At 40.4% G+C, this 25984-nt stretch carries 18 protein-coding genes and 1 tRNA gene; 1 reads left to right on the top strand and 18 read right to left on the bottom strand.

All coding sequences use genetic code 11. The features are described from left to right. Nucleotides 1-18 precede the first annotated feature (18 nt). From pnp to WDA22_06265, 15 genes are all read right to left on the bottom strand, one after another. A complete protein-coding gene (gene pnp / locus WDA22_06335; GenBank protein MFA5833077.1) occupies nucleotides 19-2139 on the bottom strand; it encodes a polyribonucleotide nucleotidyltransferase in 2121 nt (706 codons plus the stop codon). 36 nt (nucleotides 2140-2175) lie between these two features. Next, the gene (gene rpsO, locus WDA22_06330; protein MFA5833076.1) at nucleotides 2176-2445 is read right to left on the bottom strand and encodes a 30S ribosomal protein S15; all 270 of its coding nucleotides are present in this window, start codon (nucleotides 2443-2445) and stop codon (nucleotides 2176-2178) included. Nucleotides 2446-2454: 9 nt separating this feature from the next. After that, nucleotides 2455-3405, bottom strand: coding sequence for a bifunctional riboflavin kinase/FAD synthetase (locus WDA22_06325; GenBank protein MFA5833075.1), 951 nt, complete (start codon nucleotides 3403-3405; stop codon nucleotides 2455-2457). Further along, on the bottom strand, nucleotides 3402-4118 hold the full coding sequence (gene truB / locus WDA22_06320; protein ID MFA5833074.1) for a tRNA pseudouridine(55) synthase TruB: 717 nt from the start codon (nucleotides 4116-4118) through the stop codon (nucleotides 3402-3404). The genes WDA22_06325 and truB overlap by 4 nt, the downstream gene beginning before the upstream one ends. After that, on the bottom strand, nucleotides 4118-4477 hold the full coding sequence (rbfA, locus tag WDA22_06315) for a 30S ribosome-binding factor RbfA (GenBank protein ID MFA5833073.1): 360 nt from the start codon (nucleotides 4475-4477) through the stop codon (nucleotides 4118-4120). Before rbfA ends, truB begins: the two co-directional genes overlap by 1 nt. Continuing rightward, nucleotides 4477-7107 (bottom strand): translation initiation factor IF-2, encoded by a 2631-nt coding sequence (gene infB / locus WDA22_06310; GenBank protein MFA5833072.1) that lies wholly within the window; start codon nucleotides 7105-7107, stop codon nucleotides 4477-4479. The genes rbfA and infB overlap by 1 nt, the downstream gene beginning before the upstream one ends. A gap of 25 nt (nucleotides 7108-7132) precedes the next feature. Beyond that, the gene (gene nusA, locus WDA22_06305) at nucleotides 7133-8422 is read right to left on the bottom strand and encodes a transcription termination factor NusA (protein MFA5833071.1); all 1290 of its coding nucleotides are present in this window, start codon (nucleotides 8420-8422) and stop codon (nucleotides 7133-7135) included. Nucleotides 8423-8450: 28 nt separating this feature from the next. Next, nucleotides 8451-8903 (bottom strand): ribosome maturation factor RimP, encoded by a 453-nt coding sequence (gene rimP, locus WDA22_06300; GenBank protein MFA5833070.1) that lies wholly within the window; start codon nucleotides 8901-8903, stop codon nucleotides 8451-8453. Nucleotides 8904-9056: 153 nt separating this feature from the next. Beyond that, entirely contained in the window at nucleotides 9057-12539 is a 3483-nt protein-coding gene (locus tag WDA22_06295) for a hypothetical protein (GenBank protein MFA5833069.1), read from the bottom strand. Between the two features lie 93 nt (nucleotides 12540-12632). Next, nucleotides 12633-12717 (bottom strand) — tRNA-Leu (locus WDA22_06290). Between the two features lie 108 nt (nucleotides 12718-12825). After that, the gene (locus tag WDA22_06285) at nucleotides 12826-13152 is read right to left on the bottom strand and encodes a hypothetical protein (GenBank protein MFA5833068.1); all 327 of its coding nucleotides are present in this window, start codon (nucleotides 13150-13152) and stop codon (nucleotides 12826-12828) included. Between the two features lie 35 nt (nucleotides 13153-13187). Then, nucleotides 13188-14420: a hypothetical protein gene (locus WDA22_06280; protein MFA5833067.1), complete on the bottom strand. Its 1233-nt coding sequence runs from the start codon at nucleotides 14418-14420 to the stop codon at nucleotides 13188-13190. Between the two features lie 29 nt (nucleotides 14421-14449). Beyond that, on the bottom strand, nucleotides 14450-14911 hold the full coding sequence (locus WDA22_06275; protein MFA5833066.1) for a T9SS type A sorting domain-containing protein: 462 nt from the start codon (nucleotides 14909-14911) through the stop codon (nucleotides 14450-14452). 441 nt (nucleotides 14912-15352) lie between these two features. Continuing rightward, nucleotides 15353-16411, bottom strand: coding sequence for a N(4)-(beta-N-acetylglucosaminyl)-L-asparaginase (locus WDA22_06270; GenBank protein MFA5833065.1), 1059 nt, complete (start codon nucleotides 16409-16411; stop codon nucleotides 15353-15355). Between the two features lie 143 nt (nucleotides 16412-16554). Then, complete coding sequence (locus tag WDA22_06265; protein MFA5833064.1) at nucleotides 16555-19920, bottom strand: T9SS type A sorting domain-containing protein; 3366 nt, start codon at nucleotides 19918-19920, stop codon at nucleotides 16555-16557. 159 nt (nucleotides 19921-20079) lie between these two features. Here WDA22_06265 and WDA22_06260 point away from each other — a divergent pair, with 159 nt between their 5' ends. Continuing rightward, complete coding sequence (locus WDA22_06260; protein ID MFA5833063.1) at nucleotides 20080-21402, top strand: YCF48-related protein; 1323 nt, start codon at nucleotides 20080-20082, stop codon at nucleotides 21400-21402. Between the two features lie 66 nt (nucleotides 21403-21468). Here WDA22_06260 and WDA22_06255 read toward each other — a convergent pair whose 3' ends face one another. The 3 genes from WDA22_06255 to WDA22_06245 all read right to left on the bottom strand — a co-directional run bounded on the left by WDA22_06255 (nucleotide 21469) and on the right by WDA22_06245 (nucleotide 25965). Further along, nucleotides 21469-23172 carry a T9SS type A sorting domain-containing protein gene (locus WDA22_06255; protein MFA5833062.1) on the bottom strand — a complete coding sequence of 568 codons (1704 nt, stop codon included), beginning with the start codon at nucleotides 23170-23172 and terminating at the stop codon, nucleotides 21469-21471. A 1-nt stretch (nucleotide 23173) separates the two neighbouring features. Next, a complete protein-coding gene (locus WDA22_06250; protein ID MFA5833061.1) occupies nucleotides 23174-25291 on the bottom strand; it encodes a TonB-dependent receptor in 2118 nt (705 codons plus the stop codon). Nucleotides 25292-25437: 146 nt separating this feature from the next. Continuing rightward, nucleotides 25438-25965, bottom strand: a complete 528-nt coding sequence (locus WDA22_06245; protein ID MFA5833060.1) for a hypothetical protein — start codon at nucleotides 25963-25965, stop codon at nucleotides 25438-25440. Nucleotides 25966-25984: the final 19 nt, after the last annotated feature.

Here is a 25984-nt window from a genome sequence, read left to right as displayed (position 1 = left end):
AAATGTTTTCGTATGAAATTATTTCGTTTCCGGTTCCGGAACAGGGTCTTTCTTTTCCGGGGTCATTAAGGCTTTACGGCTCAAGTTCATTCTTCCCTTTTCATCAATCTCGAGAAGTTTCACATCAAACGTATCGCCAACTTTCACAACGTCTGATACTTTTGCAACACGTTTCGTATCAAGCTGTGAAATGTGAATCAGTCCTTCTTTTCCGGGAAGAATTTCTGCAAAAGCACCGAAGTCCATAATGCGTTTAATTGTCGCTTTGTAGATCTTGCCGGGTTCCGGCACAGCAGTGATTGCATTGATCAACGCAAGGGCTTTGTCGCTGGCTTCCTGCGATGTTGCAGCAATTTGAATGGTACCGTCGTCTTCAATATTGATTGAAGTCGCTCCGGAATCTGCAACGATGCTGCGAATCATTTTTCCGCCCGGTCCAATGACCGAACCGATAAGATCTGTCGGAATTTTGATGGAAGTAAACCGAGGTGCATACGAGCTTAACGCCGGTTTCGGTTTGTCTATGGAAGCATTCATTTTTTCCAATTTGTGCAAACGACCAGCTTTTGCTTGTTCCAATGCAGTTGCCATGATCTCAAGTGTAATGCCTTGGATCTTGATATCCATCTGGAACGCAGTGATTCCGTCGACTGTTCCAGCGACCTTGAAATCCATATCGCCGAGATGATCTTCATCGCCAAGAATGTCGCTGAGAATGGCAACACGATCTCCTTCTTTCACAAGACCCATAGCAATACCGGCGCATGCTTTTTTCAACGGAACACCCGCATCAAACAATGCCAGTGAACCGGCGCAAACAGTTGCCATGGATGAGGATCCGTTTGACTCAAGAATATCGGAAACGATACGAAGCGTGTACGGAAATTCTTTTTCACCAGCGATGAGATTTTTCAACGCACGTTCTGCCAAATTTCCATGACCAATTTCGCGGCGACCGGTATTTCCCAAACGTCCAACTTCGCCGACACTGAATGGGGGAAAATTATAATGCAACATGAAACGACGCGGCTGGAATTCAATCAAGCCATCAGTTTTTTGTTCATCATCTTTTGTTCCGAGAGTCACGGTCGTAAGGGATTGGGTTTCACCGCGCGTAAACAACGCGGAACCGTGTGCTCGCGGCAGAACAGCTGTTTCAATCGTGATCTGGCGAACATCTGCCAAACCGCGGCCGTCGAGCCGTTTCTTTTTACCGAGAATCATTTCCCGCATTTCACGTTTTTCAATGTCGTGGATGATTTCTTTAATAACACCATCTTGTTCGGGGAATTTTTCTTTCAACGCTTCCAGAACACCGGTGACGATCTGATTTCTACGGTCTGCACGTTCTTCTTTAGCAGAAACGGTGTTCGCTGCTGTTCGCAGCTGCTCAGTTGCAAGCGTTTCAACTTCTGACAACAGTGCAGGGTCATACGATTTTGGGACAACAATTCGTTTCGCTTTTTTCACTTCGGTAGCAAATTCTATTTGAACTTGGCAGATCTTTTTGATTGCTTCATGTCCAAAAGCTAATGCAGCGAGCATATCCTTTTCGGAAATCTCTCTTGATTCCCCTTCAACCATCAAAATGGAACTTGCTGTGCCGGCAACAGTTACATCCATGTCGCTCAATTCAAGTTCAGTGAAGGTAGGATTCAAAATGAATTCGCCATTCAACCGTCCTACGCGGACTTCTGCGATCGGTCCATCAAACGGTGAATCAGAAATCATCAACGCAGCCGAAGCAGCGCATGCACCAAGAACATCGGCGTCATTTTGCTGATCCGATGAATACACCGTAACAACAATCTGTGTGTCGCAGTTATAATTTTCAGGAAACATCGGGCGAATAGGGCGATCGATCAATCGAGCAGAAAGAATTTCTTTATCCGACGGTCTTCCTTCGCGTTTCAAATATCCGCCCGGAATTTTTCCTGCGGCAGACATTTTTTCACGAAATTCAACCTGTAACGGGAAATAATCCATTCCGGGTTTCGGTTCCTTTGCCGCAACAACGGTCGCAAGGACCATGGTATCGGCGTATCGGATCATTACGGCACCATCTGCTTGTTTTGCAAAACGACCTGTTTCAAATTCCAGTGTGTAATTCCCGATCTGGACGCTCTTTTTTACTATCATATTATTTTCTTCTTTTCTATGTACGATGAATACAGCTTATTTACGAATACTTAATTCGCCAATGATCTTTCTATAACGTTCAATATCTTTTTTCATCAGATAATCGAGTAGACGGCGGCGTTTACCGACCATGCGAAGTAAACCGACTCGCGAGTGATTATCCTTTTTGAATTTCTCAAAGTGTTCAGAGAGTGAATTGATGTTTGCCGTGAGAATTGCAATTTGCACTTCAGGCAAACCGGTGTCGTTGGCACCTTTACCAAATTTTTTAACGAATTCGTTCTTTTGTTCTTTTGTGATAGCCATTGTGACTCCTTATGAAGATATGTGTTTATATTGTTCTAAAATTTTCGTGATTGTTATTTTATCGTTATCGATTTCTTTGATCAGTGCATCGACGGAATCGAATTTCTTTTCGTTCCGAGTTCGTTCTATGCATGCGACTGTTACTGTTTCGTCATAAATATCTTTATCAAAATGAAAGATGTTTACTTCAATGGTCTGCGCTTGTGCATCCCCGAATGTCGGATTATGCCCAATACTCATCATGCCGCCGTACCATAGGCCTTCTACTTCGATCTTTACCGCATAAATCCCGACTTGTGGTGCAAGTTTTTTAGGATTATCCAGCTTAATGTTTGCTGTTGGATATCCAAGTTGTTTACCTCGACCAAAACCTCTCACCACCGTTCCGCTGAACTGATACTCATATCCGAGCATTCTATTGGCAAGTGAAACATTTCCTGTTAACAATGCATCTCTTACGGTAGAACTGCTGATGACAACATCGCTTTCTTTCATCATAGCCACTGCTTCAACAGAGAAATTATGGGCTCTTCCAAGTTCAACAACTTGGTTCATTCCCCCTTCTCTGTCCCTGCCAAATTGATGATTGAATCCTTCGATAACTTCGGTAACACCGATACCGTTAATAATGTATTTTGAATAAAATTCTTGAAATGATAATCGGGAAAACTCAAATGTAAATGGGATGATAAATACTTCATCAACTCCTAATTTTTCAATGCGTTGAAGCTTTTCATTTACAGTAGAAAGTAGATCGATAATTTTCTTTCCGTGCGTTACAACTTCTTTTGGATGCGGTTCAAACATCACTACTACACTTCTACCGTTGATTCTTTTCGCCTTCTCCACTACCTTTTGAACAATTGATTGGTGAGCACGGTGAACCCCGTCGAACATACCAATTGTTGCTACCGAGTTCTTATCAAACTTTACTTCTTCAAGCGAGCGGAGAATCTTCATACAAGGGCAGCTTTCGTATGAATTTTCTGTTCCAATAAATGCAGTTGTTCTACCGGCAAAGCATCATTAACGCTAAATTGACCGATACGTGTACGATGCAATTGTTTTAGATAAGCACCGCAACCAAGCTTTACTCCAATATCATTTGCCAACGTTCGAACATAAGTCCCTTTGGAACAGACAACTCGAAAACCGATATGTGGAGGATCAAATGAAGTCATTTCAAACTCTTTAATAGAAATTTCTCTTGTTGCCCTCTCCACTTCTTTTCCCTTACGAGCATCTTTATACAAGCGTCTGCCGTTCTTTTTGATAGCTGAATACATGGGTGGAAGTTGTTGTTGAACACCTAAAAATGATTTCAATATTTGCTCTACTTCATCTTTAGTAACAGCATTAAAATCTTTCTGTTCAATGACTTCTGTCTCTGTATCAAAGCTTTTTGTAACAGCACCGATTTCAATAAGACCAGTATATTCCTTTTCCCAACCGATGAACTGGTCAATTTTTTTGGTCATTTTTCCTGTGCACAAGATCAATAACCCTGTTGCTCTTGGATCCAATGTACCGGCATGGCCAATTTTTTTGATCTCAAACATTGCACGTATTCTTGCTACAATATCAAACGATGTCCAATTTAAAGGTTTATTTACAAGAATAATCTCACCCGCTTCAAGATCTAGAGCCTGCTTCTCCCCGGCATGCTCCCACATCACTCTTCCTTCTTATCATCTTTATGGATTTGTTTGATCAATGCTTCAATATGCATCGCATTATCAAGAGACTTATCATGATGAAATTCTATCACAGGAACAAACTTTAGATTGATCCTCGCTCCAAGTTCGGAACGATAATGTCCCTTATGCTTCTCTATCTGCAACATTGTCTTTTCCTGCTTCTCCTTTGATCCCATAATGCTGACAAATACACGGGCAGTACGGAGATCTGGAGTCACACGTGCTTCGGTAACAGTCGTGAAACCATATTCCTTACTTCCACTGAAAGCCCGGCTTAACATTGTGCCAAGTTCTTCTCTAATGAGCGAAGCAACACGTTCTGTTCTGATTGACATTAGATCAACTTCCGTTTCGTTTCTACCAATTTATATGCTTCAATAATATCTCCAACCTTCACATCATTAAAGTTTTCTAAACCTAAACCGCATTCAAAACCCTTCTCAACTTCTTTCACATCGTCTTTAAACCGTTTTAATGATACCAGTCCTCCCGTAAAGACAGAAACACTGTCTCTTACCAATCGAACCTTGCTATTACGTGTGATTTTTCCATCAAGAACAAAACATCCAGCAATAAGTCCGATTTTCGGAACTTTGAATGTGTCACGGACTTCAACTGTTGCAACAATTTCTTCCGTTACAGTCGGTGCCAATAATCCTTCAAGTGCATTTTTAATTTCATTAATTGCGTCATAGATAATGCTATAGAGACGAATGTCCACTTTTTCTGTTTCGGCAAGACGGCGTGCATTTAAGTTCGGACGAACATGGAATCCGACGATGACCGCGCGTGAAGCCGCCGCAAGAACAATATCGGATTCGGAAATTGCGCCGACGCCTTTATGGATAACTCTGATCTTTACTTCTTCTGTCGATAACTTCATCAACGAATCAGCAAGTGCTTCTACCGATCCGTCAACGTCACCTTTTACGACGATGGACAATTCGCGAACCTGATGACCTGCTTGAATCTGCTGCGAGATATCGTCCAGAGTAATCATCCTCACTTGACGGAAATCTTGTTCACGTTTTAACTGCTGTCGTTTCAAACTGATTTCACGAGAGATACGATCCGATTCAACAACAATAAATTGATCTCCTGCGGCAGGTATTCCATCAAATCCAAGAATCTGCACCGGCGTTGACGGCGGAGCTATTTCTACTTTATTTCCGCGTTCATCAAACATCGCTTTTACTTTACCGCTGTAAATTCCGCTAATGAATGGATCACCGATTCGCAACGTTCCTTTCTGAACCAACACAGTACCGATTGTACCTTTTCCTTTGTCCACCTGTGATTCCACCACAGCTCCTCGAGCCATTCGATCTGGATTTGCTTTCAGATCAAGAACTTCTGCCTCCAACAGAATTTTTTCCAACAACAAATTCATGTTCTTTCCGGATTTAGCAGAGACTTCTACTGACTGATACTTGCCGCCCCACTCTTCCACCAAAACACCGCGATCGGAAAGCTGCTGACGGATTCTATCCGGATTGGCTTCCGGCTTATCGATTTTATTGATTGCGATGATGATCGGAACATTTGCTGCTTTAGCGTGGTTGATTGCTTCAATTGTTTGCGGCATGACATTATCTTCTGCTGCAACAACCAGCACAACAATATCCGTCACCTGTGCACCGCGAGCACGCATAGCAGTAAACGCTTCGTGACCCGGTGTATCGAGGAATGCAATATGTTTTCCATTTGGCAGTTCTACTTCATAGGCTCCAATATGCTGTGTGATGCCGCCTGATTCACCAGCAACGACATTCGCGTTACGAATATAATCCAGCATAGAAGTCTTACCATGGTCAACGTGACCCATAATTGTAACCACCGGTGCACGGGATTTTAAATTTTCTATGGCATCCGGTGTATCTTCAAGAACATCGATAGTGAATTCAGATTCAAATTCTACCAATTTTCCGTACTCATCCGCCAATAAAATGATCGTATCTTTATCCAATCGTTGATTGATAGATACCATAATGCCAAGACCGATACATTTTGCAATAACATCGGAAGCACTGACTTTCATTAAATTTGCCATCTCGCCAACAGAAACAAATTCTGTTACGCGAATTTTATTTGCTTCGAGCGCTTTTGCTTCGTCTTGTAATGCTTGCTCTTCTTCCCGTTCTTTCTTTCGTTTTTTTCTATGGGCAGCACGACTGCTGATAACCGTCTCTCCGTCGTCCAATTCGGCCAACGTGCGTTTAATGGTATCGTCTACCTGAGCTTGATTAATTTCGTATGGACGAAGTTTTCCTTTTTTCTTTTTCTTCGCTTTTGAATCAGCATCACTTTCCGTTTCAGGAGCTTTTGTTTCGGCTCCGCTCGCTACTTTCTTCTTTTTCTTCTTTTTCTTCTTTTGTTCTTCCGCTTCAGCTGCTGCTGATAGTTTCGTTGGGATAATTGGTTTTCCTGGCCGTTCAATGTTTCGTGCCGGTTTCGGTTTCACCAGTTCCATTTTCCCTTTGACTGTTAACCCCTTCATTTGAGAGCCACGATTTGCTCGAAGTGTTTCCAAAGGAGAATTTGACCGTTCTTCCTCTGCTTTTGCTTCGTCAACCGGTGGTTCTTGTGGTTGAAGGGTTTTTACAACAACAAATTCTTCTGTCTTTTTCTCTTCAGGAGCAGGAATCTGTAATGGTTGTTCTTCGTTAACTGGTTCATCTTCAACCGTTGTTTTTTCTTCCGCTTCTTCTTCCTTCGTCTTGGTCTCAGCCGTACGACGGCGGGTTTCTTTCAATTCCGCAATCTTGCGTTGATGACGTTCAGCGCTGTCTTTTTCTTTTTTAAAGTGAGCGTTGAGCTCTCTCATCATGTCATCATCAACAGACGACATCAGGTTCTTTACTTGTTTGTGCCCTTTTTTGTTCAAAAAGGCGACGACATCGTTGAAGCTGATGTTGAGATCTTTAGCGACGTCTTTTACTTTAACTTTTTTTACTGCTTCGGACATTAGTTTCCTTTAGTGTAGAGCAATATTATGATGCTGACTTTTCTGGTTCTGTTTTCGCAGCTTCTTCTTCGTCATCATCTTCGTCAACTTCAGCTTCTTCGTATTCTTTTTTGATTAATGTTACAACTTCATTCAGTTTTTCACCGTCAACATTTAGTTCTTCAATCAAATCGTCAATATCGGCGTCGATTACTTCTTTTGCTGTTTCGTAGCCTGCCTCAACAAACTTGTTATACAAGTCTTCTCCAAGTTCTTCTTTAAACTCGGCTAGGTCGATATCGTATTCACTACCTTCTTTTACAAGCTGAATATCATAACCGGACAATTTGCTTGCCAGTCGGATATTCTGTCCCCCTTTACCGATCGCCATGGAAACTTGTGATTCTTCTACCGTGACAATCGCTTTATTGTTTTCTTTATCCAACTCAATGGATTTTAATTTTGCAGGAGCAAGAGCACGCGAAATAAATGTAGCATGATCTTCGCTGAAATTAATCACATCAATATTTTCGTTGTTCAATTCACGAACGATGGCGTGGATTCGAACACCTTTCATTCCAACGCATGCGCCGACGGCATCAATTCTGTCATCCGATGATTCTACGGCGACTTTGGCGCGTTCACCCGGTTCGCGTGCTATGCTCTTAATTTCAATAATACCATCGTATACTTCAGGAATTTCTAGTTCAAATAATCGTTCCAAAAAACGTGGGTCAGTCCGTGAAACCACAACGACTGGATTCGATGCATTTTTTCGCACTTCCTTCACCACGCCTCGTACGGTATCTCCCTTTTTGAACCGTTCTTTCGGAATCTGTTCACCGCGTGGAAGAAGCAATTCATTCTTATTATGCATAATCAACAGATCGTTATTGCGGATCTGATAGACTTCGCCGACAACAATTTCTCCAACGGAATTTGAATACTCGCTGAAAATGAGTTCTTTTTCAATTTCTTTGATGCGTTGCGTGAAGTTTTGTTTTGCCGTAGTCACCAGTCGACGCCCAAACTGTGCGAGCGGAATAATTTCAACGTATTCTTCACCGACTTCCAATTCTTCACCGGAAAGTTTACGGGCTGCTGCTACGTCGATCTGTATTGCGGAATTCTCTACAACATCAACGATCTGCCGTTCCAGGTAGATTTCGATATCCCCTTTGTCCATATTCACAACAACGTCAAACTTTGCGTCGAGACCATATTTTTTCCGGACCATCATTCCAAAGATGTCCTCTACGATTCCCGCAAGAATATCCTTGTCAATACTTTTATCCCGCACTAAGCCGGAAAATGATTCGACTATTTCATGATTCATTCTACTTCTCCCAAAGATGTATTACATACTAGATTTGAGGTATTATATACGTTTCACTGATTGCACCAAACGGTATCTCAAAACGTTTCCCGCTTTTACTGATACTAATATTATTTTCTGATACACTCTCCAATCGTCCTTCTTGGACGATTTTTTTCCCATCGACGTCATACTTCACTTTACAGGTACGCCCGATATTCTTTTTGTATTGTCGTTGAAACTTCAGCGGTCTGTCAAGATCCGGCGATGAAACATCGAGCCGATATCGTCCGGGAATAATGTCCGCTTCATCCAGTTTCTCAGACAGTGCCCGGCTGATCTGAGAGCATTCATCAAGAGAAATTCCCCGATCGGTGTCAACGTACACTTCAATGACCTTACTCGTTCGCTCTCCGCGAAGAACAACATCTACAGTAAACGCGTCGAATTGTTCAGTGATTGGCTGAAGGAATTCCTGTATTTTATCGGGAATTGAGGACATAAAAGTGCGTATCAAAAAAAAGTCCCGCAATTAGGCGGGACTTTTACTGCACAAATATACACTTCTTTGATATTAACTGCAAGATATTTATTGGATCGGGAAACAAACTTTCACTGTAAAAAAGATCCTGCTAAGTCCAAATATCAGATTCATTTAAAAAAACGCTTTTACTTCCATCCTTCCGGTATGCACTACAGTGGATCGGGTTGTTGTTCTCCCAGAATATAATAATGAAAATTGGACATTCCCTCCTAAGCGATATTCTGACGAAATGTTCCACAGATAATTTTTCCCCAAATCTCTGCCGGATGTTAATTCATATGGAGGATTATATGTGCTGAGTTTATTTCCTATAAGGACTTCTTCTCTTGATACATCAAATCGAATTTGTCCATTCCCTAAAAAACCATATACTACTCTCACCGTTTGGCCGTTAAAATCTGCTATGACAGGATTAACAGCAACGCGATCTTCTGCTTGACTTGTTTCAATCTTGATGCCGATCTCAATATTCGATTCAGGACGATATGCAAGATCGGTAGTCAAAGAAAAAATAGCGATTTGCCGAGGTAGATTGATAAGTGATGAGGATATAGCATTATCATCTTTTACAATAACATCTGTTTGATTTGAAAGCTCATCTGAAATCTGAAATCGAGACCGGGCCGATCGTTCTCGGGAATAATTCTTTTCCACGCCCGAAGCGAATTGACTTAATCCGTTTCTTTGATTGAATCGGAACCGGAAAGAGTAATCAGGATTATATTCGAAAAGAAAAAGATCCTGTTGAATGAATTGGAAACCCAATTGTGTCGTGGCTGGGCGTAAAAAATAATTCATATCTAACAAATAGATCCGTTTGGTATTGAGTTCCGTGCTCCGTTCTTCCAAGCGCAAAAATGTTTCTGCGGAGATTACAGAACCTAATTTTTCCAGAGTGGAATTTGGATCTGTGATCCATCTGCCGGGATTTATCCTCACTCGTGATGAAGTCTTGAGATTAATAATAGGAATAAGATTATCACTATTTAAGGTGAGTGCTACATACTCTCCATCATACCGATTTGGAGTAAATTCCCTTTCATCGTTGAGATCAGCAATACCATTACTATTTTTGTCTGACCAAACATACTGCCCTTCCCCTTTTCGTACTTTATAAAACACCCGTTCAAGTTTTGCAGTCCGCTGAGTGGCTACGTCATAAAACAAATCGATGTCGAGACCTTGTGAAAACGGCCTATACCTGGTTTGTGCTTTGATTAATGTTGCCTGCTGTTTGTTATTATTTGTTTGAAACACTTTTTCATATTTCTTTTCTCGAAGGGTAACAATAGTTGAGGCAGAGAAATATCCTGCTTCCCTGACAGCGAAAGAATAATTTTGCGTCAACGAATTCGATTGTGAAACTAGTTCACCTTGAAGTGGAGCATTGTCATTTCTCCATTCAAATTCAGAAGAAATATCTATCCCCCATAATTTATCCACTGCTATTTTAGGAGCATATAATTGAAAAGCATAACTGGATGATTCCAACGAATCAGTAAGTTCATTATTGACCATCCTCTGTTCGTTTTCATAACGCAGCGAAGGATTGATATTATTGATGGAATATTCCGATGTTCCTTTTTGTCTAATCCATTCATTCGACAATTTTAGAACATTTTCTTTTCCTGAAATATTTTCGACGTAATAGGAAAATGAAGGATATATTCTACTCTTCATTTCAATCAAACCATCATAGCGAAGTGATGAAAATTGTTTTTTGCGTTCAAGCGTTCCAATACTGGTGGAAAGAGTTAGCGATTCCATCGGTTTGTACTTGAGTGCACCTTCCCTGATCTCCTCATCTGCTCCTCCGGCAATAGAAAGGCTGTCCGTGCTCCACTTTCTCCCAAATTCAACTCCATCTGTTCTATCCAGCGCAAAAAAACGTTTTTCTTTATAGCGTTCATAAAACGATACGTCCATATCACCAATCTCTTGCCCTCCAATCATGATATTTTTGGGATTGTAACGAGCCGAAAACTTTACTGCACCACCGCTATTAATATTGTCATCAAAGGAAGAAAATCTATTTTGATCAAATTGACTTGCTGCAAATTCACCATCGATTGTAAGATCTGCCGCAGGAACAATAGAAGATTGAAATGAATATTGCTGGTGTAATTGTGGAGTTGGCAGAAGAATGATAGGAGCATAACGACCTGCGTTAATTCCTACGAAGGTGTATCTTCCCACACTTTCGCGGATATAATCCCCATTTCCTTGTCCAACAAAAGAAAAGGCGACATTATAAAGTGAGCTTGTAGTATTTTGTTCAAAACGATAGATGCGAATACTAGATCCATTGAAGACAGTATCAATGGCAGAATAATTTCCTTTTCCTCTGCCGAGAGAATCCACCCCAGTAACAAGAACGCCGGATTTTGTGGCAGACTTATTTCCTGATTCTCTTAATAGTGCTTTATCTGCATCGCTTAATGAAATATCAATCGGGGCATCCGGATCATCTGATTCACGAAAATAATTAGCTCGGAACGAAAAACCGTCTGTTAGTTTTGTTGAAGCGTCAACCCCCACAAAATTTCGGGTGAACTGTCTATCCGAATATTCAAAATCAATGACTATTCGTGAGGCACCTGTGATGAGCCTTCGCGTGGAAAAAGTAACTTCAGCTGATCCATACTCAATAGAGTAGTCATTATTGTCACCACGAACCATCAACTCTCCATCAACATATACTTGTTCTGTTCCAGCAATAATGATAATTGCGCGTTCATTATTTTTTCCGGTAAGTCGATATGGACCCTGCACACCTTCTATTCCTTGAATTGCGTTCGTGTTAAATTTTCCTCTACTCGTTGCGCCAGTCATTTGTAATTGTACCTGTGGAGAAGTTGTTTGATATTCCGCAAGCAATTTTGCTCCTTGTAATTTTCTATTGACGTTTACGAATTCGCCAACTTTGGAATTGAATTGAAAATCACCAAGTGTTGCTGCATAGACCGGACTTTTTATTTCGACAAAAACATTGTCAATTTCTTGAAGTGTTTGAGTATTGCCCTGTGGTTGAATAGGAGTATTTTCATCGGTTAATGCAGCAAGAATATCAATATCACTGGAAAGTTTGCCGGCCATTTGCAGACGGAATCCTGAACTTAACGTAAGATCGCGATTAGAACCGACAAGAAATCCTCGACTAATGGAACCGCTCTTCGAAAGTTCCGGACCGAACATATTTGTAAAAACACCCTCGGATTGTGTTATGAATGCCCGTTGTTTTTTTTTATCAAGAGAATCATTTTTAAAGACAAGCGTGCGAAGACTATATGTTGATTTTAACTCCAACGGCAAATAAGTGTATGATACAATTAATATGGAAGGTTTAATTTGAAAGGAGTCTAACCGTACAACAATTGCATTGAGTGATTTGCTAAACAAAAATGAATGCAGCGAAATGGAATCGCAAAGGACTTTTATCGAAGATGGTGAGATAAAGTTTTTGGATAATTGTAATGAAACGGTATCGCTGGTAGGATTGATAGGAAACGATTCAACATGAAATGTCGACGAGGTCTGCGCAGAAACAAACAGAATTGGAAGAACACATAACCAATATACTATTGAGAATTTCATTGTCTAAAATGATTCAATAGTAAAAAGTTACGCTAAACCTCCGTCAATTAAAATAAAAAAGTCATCCGGAGTGCGAATGACTTTATGAGAGTGTGCCGAAAGTCGGACTCGAACCGACACTCCTTTAAAGGGAACTGGATTTTGAGTCCAGCGCGTCTACCAATTCCGCCATCCCGGCAAGTAGATTTGTCTTTTGACGATACTTAAGACTCAATCAATATACAAAAAAGTTGAAATTGTGGCAAGTAGTGAACATTGCAGATATACTGAGTTAAAATAAAATAGATCAACTTTCAGCAAATGTTTTGATTGCATCAATAAATTTTACTATTGCTTTTGCTTTACTCTTACCAAATGTCAACCAATGCCACGATGTTTCCGGGTTAGGATCTTCAACGAGAGGAATACGCAGTATCGGTTTTCCTTTATATTCATCAATAACAGGTTGTACTTCTTTTTTGCCATCTTCCATGTAATTTCTTTCCTTCTCTGTAAACTTTTTGTTTGAATCACCATAGTAAAGATACTTGGGAGATTGACTGAAGTCAATCTCAAAGTAGTATAAAAGAAAAGCCCGCACATCATCAAGATAATATGCAGGCTTCTTTTCCAAATACTAATTGTGTACAAGAAAAATAATGAATATTACTATCTTGAATATTTTTGAGTAACTATTTGTAACAACTTATTTATTGCTTTCCTATCACTTGCGCTTTTCGGTTCTCCTTTAACAACAGGAGCATTAAAAGAACCATTTGTGACTGTGATTGGTTTCGTGGGATCCGGGATGGCGTTATTGACAAAGAGGCCGCTTCCACTGAATGTTCCTTGTGCATTGTCTGTAGTAAAGGCAGATAAATTAACTGATCCACTTGTCAATCTATAACCGACAGTGAATGGATCATCATCACTTTGAAGATTAGGATTCCATGCTACACCATATCGGCACATTGCTCTTTTCATGAAACCGGGATCATCACCAAAATTATAGGTTCCAGTTTTAACGCTGAGAGTATCCTGAATTTCAATCATTGCTACATCCCAGCTCGTATCAGAATTTTTGAAATACCCTATAACTATAAGGTCTGCTTGGTGTGAAGAACTTATTGGATTTATCATGTAAAATCCACCGACACCCTGACTGTTGGTTGGAAGTGAATCGGTATTAAGGAAGATACCATTTGCAGAAAAATTCTTTACGGTATTGTCGAAGGACATTATTCCAGGAGTTGTAAATGGAATCCAAACCCGAACTTCAATTGTGGTAGTTTTAAATGGATTGGAATTATCTTTTACCACAAAAAATGTTCGGCCGCCGCTCACACCGTTGATTGTTACTGTTGTTCCGCTTACCGTGGCAGTTGCAATCGTTGGATCTGGTGGCAGATGAATAGAATACGGAGCAGTTCCCCCTCCAATTTCCGATGTTTTAAACACTCCTGGTTGAACTTCTACATAGGAAGGATTTGCAAAGAGTCCACCTGGCCCTCCCATGACCGAAATAAATATTTCTATATATTTTGGTGGAATGGAATTATCACTGATGCCAACACTGGTATAACCAATTGCTACAGCATTCACAGTGACATTATCTCCGGTCAACGTAGCCGTAGCAACCATCGAATTTGGAAAATTCTCAATTTTATAAGGAGTCACACCACCGCTGATGTGTGAGAACATTGATTTCCCGATTTCGATATTGAGATATCCAGGATTTGCCATAAGGCCGCCGGGATTAAATGAAGTTGTAAATGTGATGCTATCAATCTTTCCCAATTCCATTTCGACATTTCCGGCTGACTTTGAATGGATAATCATTTTTTGGGCAAGGGATACTTGTATGAGAAAGATGGCACAGAATATAGTAATAATATTTTTCATGACGTTTCTCCTATTGTTCAGACATTCGTTTATTTAAGCATCATCATTTTGCGCGTGATGACGGATCCTTCAAAACGTATTTCGCTGATATACATTCCGCTGGAGACAAGTTGTCCCGCACTATTTCTACCGTTCCATATTATCCGATGTTCTCCTGATTCCTGATAGGCATCGTATAAAGTTGTTATCAGTCTCCCGGTAACATCATAGATACGAACAGCAACAACATTTGACTGAGGGATGGTATATGTGATTGTGGTTGTTGGATTGAACGGATTTGGATAGTTTGGAAGCAGTGCGAATGTTTGAAGAACATTGGTAATCAACTTTTGCGTACGGTCATCCACTGATGTTGGAATGTCAAAAGTAATTTTTGATATTGTTTCAATTGGAAATATCTGAAGCGATCCATCTTTCATTTTGATCCGCATCATGTCCTGTGCGGACAGGATCGTACCAAAGAGGAAGATGAAACAAATGAATTTTTTCATGTGACCCCCTTAATAAATGAAAGGAATTAGTGAAACCACACAAACATGGTTTTAGCTTTCATAGAACTCCTTTTGTTGCGACGAATGTCGAGGTGTGTTCTGTCGGAATGTGTGAATACCGGAAGAGGTGTTACTGCGGGTATGTGATATGCCCTTGTTCATCGAACACACTCAACAAAGATGTTGGAACGTGCAAATGGAACAGGATTATTAGTACAATTTTATAGAATCAAACAGTGAATAGCAAGAGACCGCATGATGGACATCACCGGTTTTGAATTATATTTTTTCAATTCAAGATAAATTTATCTTTATTGCTCAAATTGAAAAATAGACAAGAGAAGTAGTTGTGGGATAAAAAAATAATTTATTCTGAAAAATATGTCTCAATCAACGGTAAGATTCTCTCTTAAAGATCATTGAAAATCTTACCGTTGAGATTTATAAACGCTTGTACAGATATGCAGATTCATTTTTCTTATTGACGGTGCCATCATTAATGACAAACGTTCCGCCATTCCAAATTGAAGCACTTCCGTATTCACCCCGCTTATTGATAGCGTAAAATGAAACGTTAAAATTTGGTTTGCCGTCATCTGTCAGTAATCGTTTCATCTTTGTTTGTTCTGTAATTCGTTTACACGCCATAAGACATGCCTCTTCCGGCGATTTTCCTTGCCGCATGTATTCAACAATCATCACCGAGCTGCAGCTGGTTAGATTTGCCTCGCCTCTTCCGGTTGAACCGGCACCTCCTATTTCATTATCAACAAACAGTCCTGCTCCAATTATCGGCGAATCTCCGACTCGACCGGGAATTTTATACGAGAGACCGCTTGTTGTAGTCACTCCCGAAATATTGCCGTTGAGATCTTTGCCAAGACAGTTGATGGTGCCGTATGTTTGCATTACTTCGTGAAATTTGGAGCCAATATTTTTATCATCAAGGGAATGCGGCGGTAAATAATCATCTTGCGTGGAAAGATTTTCTTTCCACTTTACCCACATTTTTCGAGACTCTTCCGTGAGAAGATTCTCTTCCTTAAAGCCATGCATTCGTGCAAACCGTAGCGCTCCTTCCCCAACCAACAACACATGATCTGTTCTTTCCATAACCACCTTTGCAACGGAAGAAGGATTTTTAATATTTCTGAGTGCCGCCACAGACCCAGCGCGATGTGTCGGTCCGTGCATCACTGAGGAATCAAGTTCTACGATTCCCTCTTCATTCGGAAGTCCGCCATAACCTACCGACATGTCATTGGGATCATTTTCAACAATATTGACTCCTGCAACAACAGCATCGAGAGCGTCGATTCCTTGCTTAATCATTTCCATTGCTTTTGCCGTAGCTGCTATTCCATTTCCGCTAGAGATGACAACTGTTTTCCGCACCTCGGTATTTTTATTCTGCGACATTAGTGTTTCGGGAAATGTTGTTACGGCAGCACCGGACAATAATGTCGATGTCAGGAATGCGCGTCTGTTGATGTTGGACATGATACGATCTCCATAAATTATTTTAATGGTGTCAAAGTAATAGTTCAAGAAGAGAGAAGCAACAGTTGAAAATTGTTTCTTTGTTTAAAATACGAAAGGGATGCTATGCATCCCTTTCATATTAAACCATAGTATTGTTGATCCTATTTTAAGATCAACATTTTTTTAATGCTGGAGAAACTACCCGCAGTGAGTTTATAGTAATACACTCCGCTGGAAAGAGACGATGCATCAAATTGGACTGAATAGACACCAGTTGAATGCACACCTTCTACTAATACAGATACTTCTCTACCGATAACATCATACACTTTCAATGAAACAAGAGACTGTTTCGGGATATTGAATTGTATTGTTGTTGTCGGGTTGAATGGATTCGGGAAATTTTGTTCCAGCATGAATTCCGTCGGAACAGTTCCCGCGATTTGTGTGGAAACACCGGCAACAGCATCAGGATCCAGAGCAATAGTCTGAATGTCTGCTTTTCCCAGGTCACCTATTACCGTGGCAGCTCCTGATGATGTATCAATCCTAATCAGTTTGTTTGTTTCCAATCCCGTTCCACTTAAACCGTACAATTTCCCATTTTTATCAAATACGATGTCAACAACACCAATTCCTAATCCTGTTTTTCCAACCAATGTGGAAATTCCAGTTGTTCGGTTAACTTTATAGATATTGTCCTGCGTTCCACCAGTTCCGGTATTTCGAAGTGACATCCATAATGTTCCGTTGACAGGATTAACTGCAAATCCACCAGGACGTTGTGAAGATCCGTTAGTCCCGATCTGAGTCAACACACCGGTATTGATATTGACAGTATAAATAGCTCCGCTAAATGCTCCTATGTATGCCATGGAATCATTATAGATGGCTAATCCTTTAAGATTTGCAGTACTCGTGGTAGAAATTTGTTGGAAATTCACACCATCGCTGCTCAAACGGAAAAATGCTCCGCCGCTCGCCGAACCAGAAAGATCATAACCGATCAGTTCTTTTGTTTTCGGATGAATTCTCATGGAGGTAAGTTGTGTTACTGGAAGTTTCGAGATCAATGCCGGTTTCCCATCAAACGAATTGACATTAAATAAGTTACCCCCCTCAGTTTTTCCAGAAGCTGCATATATTATTCCGGCAACAGTTTTGATAATCTGAAATCCTGCACCGGACAATTTGAATTTGTAGGTCGGATTAAGCGGATCATTCGTGGTGAACATAATCGAATCTTTTTTCGATCCGCCTGAAAGAGGTTTAAAATAAACTTTCAACTCCAGTACACCTTCACTTGGAATTTTATACGGCGTTGTTGGTTTATTCAAAACAACAAAATCATTTCCTGTAGCAGAAATATTCGAAATAGTCAAAGAGTCTAATCCATCATTCGTAATAGATAACGAAAGTGTGTCGCTGGTTTGGTTTACATTCTTCGTTCCAAATTCGAGGAACGAACGATTGATTGCAAAAATGCCTCCAGCAAGCGGGCCGATCTTTGCAGAACCAATCCATGTTGCCCATGTGTTCTTTCCTGATGCATATTCAGTGTGTGCCCACATTGTTGTGGAATCCGATGGATCGACGGCAATTCCGCTGTAGTCACCCCAACGATTACGTGTTCCGCTAAAGGTCAGCACATAATTACCAGCACCTTCCTTCATTGTTACGCTGGAAGACAATCCTAATGGGTCATTCTTTTTTCTTCCTGAAACATATGCTCCCGGATATTCCGTTAAACCACTGCGCGAATATGTAACAAGAATATCTTGGTTTTTATTGACAGCAATTGCAGGATAAAAATACCAATATCCAGCCGCTCCAAATGCAACGTCTTCTATTACTTTTTTGGCAAATGGATTGAACTTCACATATCGCACCGCGGAATATTGATTAGCTGATCCTGAAGCGACTGCATGCACAACCCAAAGTGAACTGTCGCGATAGATTCCGTTTGCACGAATTTGTCGTCCGCCGCTTTCTAATAATGGTGAACCTCCACCGAGTTGTTGCGGTTGAGTCGGTGTTCGATACGGAGATACAATAATATTATCTGCTGTGAATGATGCATTTTTTGATGTCGGATCGGACAATGTCCAAAGCGTCATATAATTTGCAGTACTTGTTGAGGGAATATTAACGAAAAATGCTTTTGAACTTGGTGTGTATGCATTCGGCGGTCGGATACCGTCAAACACAGAATTTTGTTCCGGGTCTCTAAAATCCCAAAAGTCTGAAAATGTTATTGCATTAGTATTTCCTGCATACAACTGCGCTTTAGGAATGATGCGCAATTTATTATAGGCAAAACTACCTCCGGCAAGCGGAAATTGTCGCGATGATAAATAGAGTGCAGCACTATCATAACCAAGTGCAGGATAGTCTCCCCAATGTGGCGTCAAAGAATCACCAACAGCAATGGCGGAAGTGTTCCATTGATACCATGTTCCGACAGGATCTGCATCGTCAGAAACAGCGAAGAGATGACGGTGATCTGTTGCTGTTGGACTTGTCATCCATAACATCACCCATCGGTTAGCGTAATGGTCAAAAATTATTTGCGGATCATTCGGACCTGAACCAGGAGCGATCGCGGTAAAAAAGTTTGCTGCGGTGATGGTTTTTACTAACGTTCCGTTCTTTTCAAAAATTCTGAACGATGTATTGACCATAACCATCACGTGGTTTGGTCCAACGGCCATAATCGGATCCGGTGGAATGGAATTTCCCATTGGAAATCCTTGGTATCCTTTTTGAATAACAGGACGACCAATCGAGGCGGAAGAGACTGAAGCATCTTCATAAAAATTTGTGACTTGTTTTTCGTCAAATGTGCTTCGATATTTTTTGGGTGCAATTTCAGATAACGCCGGTATTTCATAATGAGGATGATACGGTACTTGAACGCGATCATCAACCGATGTTTCATCTCCGCTCATCATAGCATTCGTGAAATCATTTGTGTTGACCGTAATACCGGCTGCGGTCGTACCAAATTTTGGTCCTTTAACATAACTTGGTGCGGTACCTTCAAATATTTTGAACACCAAATCACCACCGGTCGGAGTGCCTCCACTGGTTCCTCCTCCGTGCCACTCACCCACAAGAATGTAATACGTCTTACCGGCAAGCAACTTCATAAAAACTTCTGATTGACGCACGCCAACAGCATCATCGTTACAACGTTCTTCCACCAGTGCACCACATGTTCCTGTGTACACTCCCATCATAACATCGAAATCTGCTGTCGGTGTACTTCCCACTGTACTGATGTACACAAAACGGTCAACATCTGCTGTATACTTAAACCAAACAGTTTTTCCTTGTGCAGCAGTATCGTTACAGCTAATGTTGGGATCACCGACATTTACTGTGGCTAATCGAGTGTCTTGTGTGGTATTGAATGGAAGAGCTGAGACAACAGTTGCGGTGGCACATTCATCATTTGGAGCTTGCGCAAACGTTATTGATGAAAGTAAAAGCAAACAACAAGAGACAGTGTAAATAAATTGCCTCATCGAACCTCCTATGTATGGTGAAATATGGATTGGCAAAACAATGTCTGAATATAGGATTAGCAGATTACAAAGTAAAGCATAGGGAGCACATTTGATGGAAATTTCGTCCTGCTTATCACTAAGGATATTTGATGAAAATTATATATTTTGAAAGCAGTTATGGTTAAAAAACAATATAACAGTGTAAAAGAAAACGCTTCTTTGATTCGACTCATTGCTACAATTATCATGTTTTGTAGTTTTACGAGAACGTATGCTCAGCAGGTACAGTATTGGACTGCATTGCCAAAACCAACTCAGTATACACTGAATAGTGTGTATTTTACCGACAGTCTACACGGATGGATTACCGGACAAAACGGCGTTCTGATGTACACTTCAAATGGTGGAAGTTCTTGGCAGCAAAAAATTTCCGGAACAACAAGTGAAATCCCATCTATCTTTATTCGCACAACCAACGACATTTGGTCACTAGAATTCAAATATCCTATCGACGATACTTCTTGGTATGGAACAAATATTCTTCACTCTACTAATGGTGGTTCAACATGGTCTGTGCAACGATACGACAGTACAATTTTTAGAACGATTGTCTTTCAGGATTCGCTGACAGGATTTATGGGAGGCTCGTATGGAACAATTGTGAAAACAACGAATGGTGGTCAATCTTGGTATAAAGTTAGTGATAGTTCTCTCCATAAATATCCTGTCTATAAAATAAAATTTTTTGATAAAAATTATGGTTTTGCCATTGGCGGACAATTAGAAATCGCCGGTATTGTATGGAAGACAACGGATGGCGGAGAAACTTGGAGATCCAAAATTATCGGTGGAGATCCTGTCTTTAGTATTCACTATTTTGATTCGCTGCATGTGTTTGTTGGTATGGCAGATATTGATCAGTCAGGTGCAATATTTTTACGCACCATTGATGGAGGAATTTCTTGGACTGCAGAGAATACGCCATTATGGGGTGAACCAACGAATATTGCTTTTCGTACTGCAACGGAATTTTGGGTTCCCATGGGAATCGGCGGATTGTGTTTGCGATCAATCGATGAAGGATTCACATGGGAACAAATTCCCGTTCAAGGACAAATACCTGTGTATGACGTTTGTTTCCCAAATGAACGAACAGGATATATGGTGGGTCACAAAGGTGCTCTGTATAAATTTAATGCAGCTGTCCTTTCTGTTAATGAACAAAAAAAAAGTAGACAAGAATATTCTCTTTCGCACAATTATCCCAATCCGTTTAATGGTACAACAACTATCACCTATCATCTCTCTAAAACATCATACGTTTCTATTACGGTTTATGATATTGTAGGAAGGAACATAGAATCATTGGTTGACGAAGTGCAACAAGAAGGCAATTATTCTGTTCGATGGGATTCGAAAAATATTTCCAGCGGACTGTTTTTTTATCGTTTACGAGCAGGTGATTTTGTTCAATCGGGAAGAATGATTTTGCAGCGATAAACAGAGTAGACCATCACCTCTACGGGGTCGTAGACCTTAAAGGTGACGGCCTACTTACGGAAGGTTTTATTTTTGCAAAATCATTTTTTTAACGAATCTGCTCTCTGATGTTTTCAATTGATAGAAATAAATCCCGCTGGAGAGTGTTGATGGAGCATCAAACACTATAAAATGTTCTCCTGCTGATTGCATAGTTTCAACAAGTGTCGATACTTCCCTTCCTAAAAGATCAAATACCTTTACCGTGATGAATTGTCGCTTCTGTAATGAGTATTGAATTGTCGTTGATGGATTAAAAGGGTTTGGGAAATTTTGTGTTAATTGATACTTGGCAGGAATGGACGTTTCCTTTTTTACAGTAACGAGTGTTGCAATGGGAACTTGCGAAGACCAGATTTGATATATTCCGCTCGAATTATCCATCCACATTGGAATCAACGTTCCACCAACACTTGTCATTGAAATATTATCACCTTGATATCCTTGTCCTAGTCCGCCGATGGCTTGCGGTCTAAAATGGTGATCCCCTATTTGAAAATCATTCCACGAATCTCCACCATCTGTTGAACGGGAGAGAAAAATTCCGACCGAATCACTTGTGGTGTTTCGATCGTCGTAATACAACACATTTATTCCACCGCCGTTATCAACATGAACCGCAGGAAAATATTGAATTTTTCCGTTATTCAATGGATCCTGATTCGCTCGAATTCCTTGGGACCAACTTTGTCCATTATTTGATGAACGATATAAAATAACATCCGGATCATTTCCTGCCGAAGAAAAATTCTTTTGTGTTGTTACAATATAGATCCATCCGCGATGAGTACCGTTTGTGTGATCAACATCAATTTTTGGAAGTCCGTTGACGCGAATGGATGATTTTTGTGGTAGAGTTCCTTGAATTCCATTCATATCAATCGATTGTTCAACCACACTCCATGTCACTCCGCCATTCACCGATCGCGCAAACCCAATAAAATCTTCTGTATATGGTGAGACAGATTGAACGCCAGCCCATACCGCGAATAGATTGCTATCAATTCCGATTGCTAATTCTGCACCCTGACTTCGTTGAACAGGATTATTGATTGATGTAGGAACACTCCATGTTAATCCCCCATCAACTGTGAATGACACCTTTAGAGGAAATGGAGGGAGCAATTCGACATAAGCAGTGTATGTTCTTCCATAATAACTGCTGATAGAATTTATATCGGTGGTAATTGAAGCACGATCCTGCCTTTCACCGGCAATTGTTCGTTGCGAAGACCAGGTAAGGCCATTATCAGTGGAAACATGTGAAAATAATCCATCTTGGAATCCGAGACGTGTAAGAATAAATTTTCCATCCTTATCGATAGTAATTCCGGGATCACCTCGATGAAATAATAATGGAGCACCTTTACAGGTATCACTTCCATTCCAGGTCGCTCCTCCATTGTTTGAGATGTAAATACCTTCGCTAATAAATCCTGACGAGAGATTGATCGTGTTTGCACTACTGAATAAAAGAGCGTTATTTGATGGATGTCTCGTAACAAAAACTTCTGTTTGTGTAACATTGCTAGGGTATATTCTGAAATTACTTGAAATTCCAAAAAGAGAAGTTGCCGACAACTGAGCAAATGCAGAATTGGTTGGAACGGAGAACAATATTATTAAAAGAAACATCCAACCAATAGCGGGTAGGCTCGTCGCTCCGTTCCTTGGAATGACATTGAGATGAGATTTTTCAGATGTCTCAATAAGTGAATTATGGAAAGACATATTACAACGTATATCCAATGTTAAATGAAGCGTAATAATTTCTCGGTTCACCTGATTCAAAAAACTCTTTTCTATCCGAGTTGATATTGATGAATGCGATGTGAGTTTTATTAAAGATATTATTTATACCGCAGGAAACAAGAAAATTCACATTTCCCGAAACGATGTCTGTTCCGACGGTCGCGTTTACAATTTGATAATCACCTGATCGCGACGAATTTTCATCATTCACATACATACCGCTGACAAAATTGAAATTTGTTTTCACAAATCCTGTCATCTTCTCTATAATTTGCTGTTGATAAGAAAGACTTGATGAAAAATTATGTTCTGGTACGCTCGGCACGATTTTACCAGAGAATATTTTGTCAGTGATTGTGTCACCACTTGCGTTGTATGTTCTTGCAACGTATCTGTTATATAAAAAATCTGAAAATGTATACGCCAGTTTGAATTGCAGTCCTGAAATAATATCCGTCGCAATTCCAAATTCGATACCCGTTCTCTTTGTTTCCGCAGCATTCCGATAAAACACATCACTGCCAATTGAAAACGGAACGATTTCATCCTGGATAATGCTGTTAAACAACACAAGTTCAAAACGCGTTTGCGAAAAATATCCGTCGTTCATAATCATTCCCTTCATTCCAATTTCAACATTTTGCGAATACTGGGGCTGAAGATCAGGATTGATCAACCGTGGGAAATTGGTGCTCAGCGGATAATTTTCCATTTCATTTCCTGCCGGAGAATCGAACGAATAACCGAACGATGAGAATATTCCAATCACCGGGGTTATCTTATAATTAGCCGAGACTTTTGGAGTAAATTTTTCAAAAACGCGTTTTGCATTCCTCACTTCAAGATTCCTATCCGACTGATCAAAGAGGACTTTGTCCTGACGTCCGGTGATAAGCAGATCCAGCTTATCAGGAAGAAGCGATATTGTCGTTAAAAAGTATGCTCCCACATTATCGATGATTTCATCCGTGAGATTGTCCACCGGTTCTCCTTTTTTCCCACCAATGTTAGGATATTCTTCGATTGGACCGTATTGATGGAACAAATCCATTCCTAAGGAAACTTCCACAGGAAAATCGAATAACGATGTTTTGTGGACCCATCGGCCGGTTCCGCCGAATCCGTTCCGATTAAAAAAACGGTATGTTGCCGCGGTTCGTTCAAAATACTTTGTCGTTCCGTAGCCGGTAATTTCTAATTCGTTGTTTTTATTTCCGCCGAACAATGTATTGTATCGAATACCGATTCTCCCTTTTTTAGAAACACGTTTTGCATCTCTTCCGACATCTCGGGGATTGGACATAAAGGGATCTTTTTCATATTGAGCCTGTGTTAACGAACCGGGAAGTTTAATCAATCCGTCAACATAGTATAATAACATTGTCATTTTTGATTCATCGTTCGGTGCTGTTTCATAAACGGAATTGACGATATTCCAATAATCATTACTATGCTTGCGATATCCTTCCGCAGTATGATATGAATAGGTTGTAAGGAATTTATATCCATCTCCTTTTAATGCAAGTTTAAATCCATTGTTGCGAGAACCAAACGATGCCGCTTCATTAAATTGAACGATATGACTCTCATTAAAGTCAATGTCGTTAATGAAGTTGATAACACCGCCGGGCGCATTCGTATACAATGAAGAGGCATTCCCTTTGACAATTTCAATTCGTCCGATGGATTGGAAATCAATTGCCTCGATGCGTGTTTGACCATCCGGTTCCGACTCTGGAATATCGTCCAGTAAAATTCGAACCCCGCGTATTCCTGAATTGGAACGGGAACCGAAACCGCGGATTGATATGCGAACATCATGGTTGCCATATCGGTTTTGAAAGAATAAACCGGGAATGCCGGAAAGAACATCGCTTGCAGAATTTTTCCGTTCGTACCGATATTCATAATTGTTGATTCGCTGTACTGAATACGGAATATCAATAATTTTTTTTAAGGTTCGTGTTCCTGTGATAATCATCTCATCCACTTCGTACGCTTTCGTACTATCGTCCGAAGAAATAATATTATCACCCTGGGCTGCAGTAAATGAAATACTGATACCAAGGAGAAGCAACACATATTTCAGAAGCTTCATAACGTATCTTTCTGTTAAATGAAAAGATTCATAAGTATACAATGCTTCGTTCATCGCAAAACAGCATACTCCGTTTTATCAATCGACAACACAATTGAGAATACCTATGACAATTACTGTGGTTGTGATATGTCTATCTAGACAAGCTAGATGGTGTGTATTCGCGGCGGTGGAAGATCGACGCATTCATGTCGACCAATAGTAAGGAATGTGCGATACAACCGGAAGCTTCCAATCATGATCACCGGTTGAGCTTGGAATCCGTTTTCGGGTGTAAAAAAAATAAACCCTGTCGGAATGGAGTGAGAATAGATGTAGTTTGCTGTCGAATTATCTTTTGTTTTGTTTGCTAAAAAACCGAGAAACTTAGCAACCATTTTTTCTTCGGAAATATCTCTGTAACAGAATAACACAAAATCGTCCCCCTCTGCTTCTCTCCATACAATGTCGTACATACCGCCATTGAGACGGAACTCCCGTTCATGGATTTTGATTTCATCAAATTTTTTCTTGCTGATCCGAATCTTCTGTATCTGGGGTGCGATATTTTTCGAATGGATGATTGTTGCAACCGCAACCTTATGAATCCACTGCCTCACTTGCAACCCAAAGATCATCCCGCCCGCATCAAACAGGAAAATAGCAATGAGCGATATGGAAATATATTTTTTCAACAAAGTAATTATGACACCT

The organism is Bacteroidota bacterium, from assembly GCA_041658205.1.
GTDB lineage: Bacteria > Bacteroidota > Ignavibacteria > UBA10030 > UBA8401 > UBA8401.
Note: the sequence above shows the minus strand (reverse complement) of the source record. Positions and strands in the feature narration are given on the sequence as shown.

Bases quoted from the DNA above. Each gene is read 5' to 3' on its own strand.
- pnp (MFA5833077.1), bottom strand. From the start codon at position 2,139: ATGATAGTAAAAAAGAGCGTCCAGATCGGGAATTACACACTGGAATTT.
- rpsO (MFA5833076.1), bottom strand. From the start codon at position 2,445: ATGGCTATCACAAAAGAACAAAAGAACGAATTCGTTAAAAAATTTGGT.
- WDA22_06325 (MFA5833075.1), bottom strand. From the start codon at position 3,405: ATGAAGATTCTCCGCTCGCTTGAAGAAGTAAAGTTTGATAAGAACTCG.
- truB (MFA5833074.1), bottom strand. From the start codon at position 4,118: ATGTGGGAGCATGCCGGGGAGAAGCAGGCTCTAGATCTTGAAGCGGGT.
- rbfA (MFA5833073.1), bottom strand. From the start codon at position 4,477: ATGTCAATCAGAACAGAACGTGTTGCTTCGCTCATTAGAGAAGAACTT.
- infB (MFA5833072.1), bottom strand. From the start codon at position 7,107: ATGTCCGAAGCAGTAAAAAAAGTTAAAGTAAAAGACGTCGCTAAAGAT.
- nusA (MFA5833071.1), bottom strand. From the start codon at position 8,422: ATGAATCATGAAATAGTCGAATCATTTTCCGGCTTAGTGCGGGATAAA.
- rimP (MFA5833070.1), bottom strand. From the start codon at position 8,903: ATGTCCTCAATTCCCGATAAAATACAGGAATTCCTTCAGCCAATCACT.
- WDA22_06295 (MFA5833069.1), bottom strand. From the start codon at position 12,539: ATGAAATTCTCAATAGTATATTGGTTATGTGTTCTTCCAATTCTGTTT.
- WDA22_06280 (MFA5833067.1), bottom strand. From the start codon at position 14,420: ATGAAAAATATTATTACTATATTCTGTGCCATCTTTCTCATACAAGTA.
- WDA22_06275 (MFA5833066.1), bottom strand. From the start codon at position 14,911: ATGAAAAAATTCATTTGTTTCATCTTCCTCTTTGGTACGATCCTGTCC.
- WDA22_06270 (MFA5833065.1), bottom strand. From the start codon at position 16,411: ATGTCCAACATCAACAGACGCGCATTCCTGACATCGACATTATTGTCC.
- WDA22_06265 (MFA5833064.1), bottom strand. From the start codon at position 19,920: ATGAGGCAATTTATTTACACTGTCTCTTGTTGTTTGCTTTTACTTTCA.
- WDA22_06260 (MFA5833063.1), top strand. From the start codon at position 20,080: ATGGTTAAAAAACAATATAACAGTGTAAAAGAAAACGCTTCTTTGATT.
- WDA22_06255 (MFA5833062.1), bottom strand. From the start codon at position 23,172: ATGTCTTTCCATAATTCACTTATTGAGACATCTGAAAAATCTCATCTC.
- WDA22_06250 (MFA5833061.1), bottom strand. From the start codon at position 25,291: ATGAAGCTTCTGAAATATGTGTTGCTTCTCCTTGGTATCAGTATTTCA.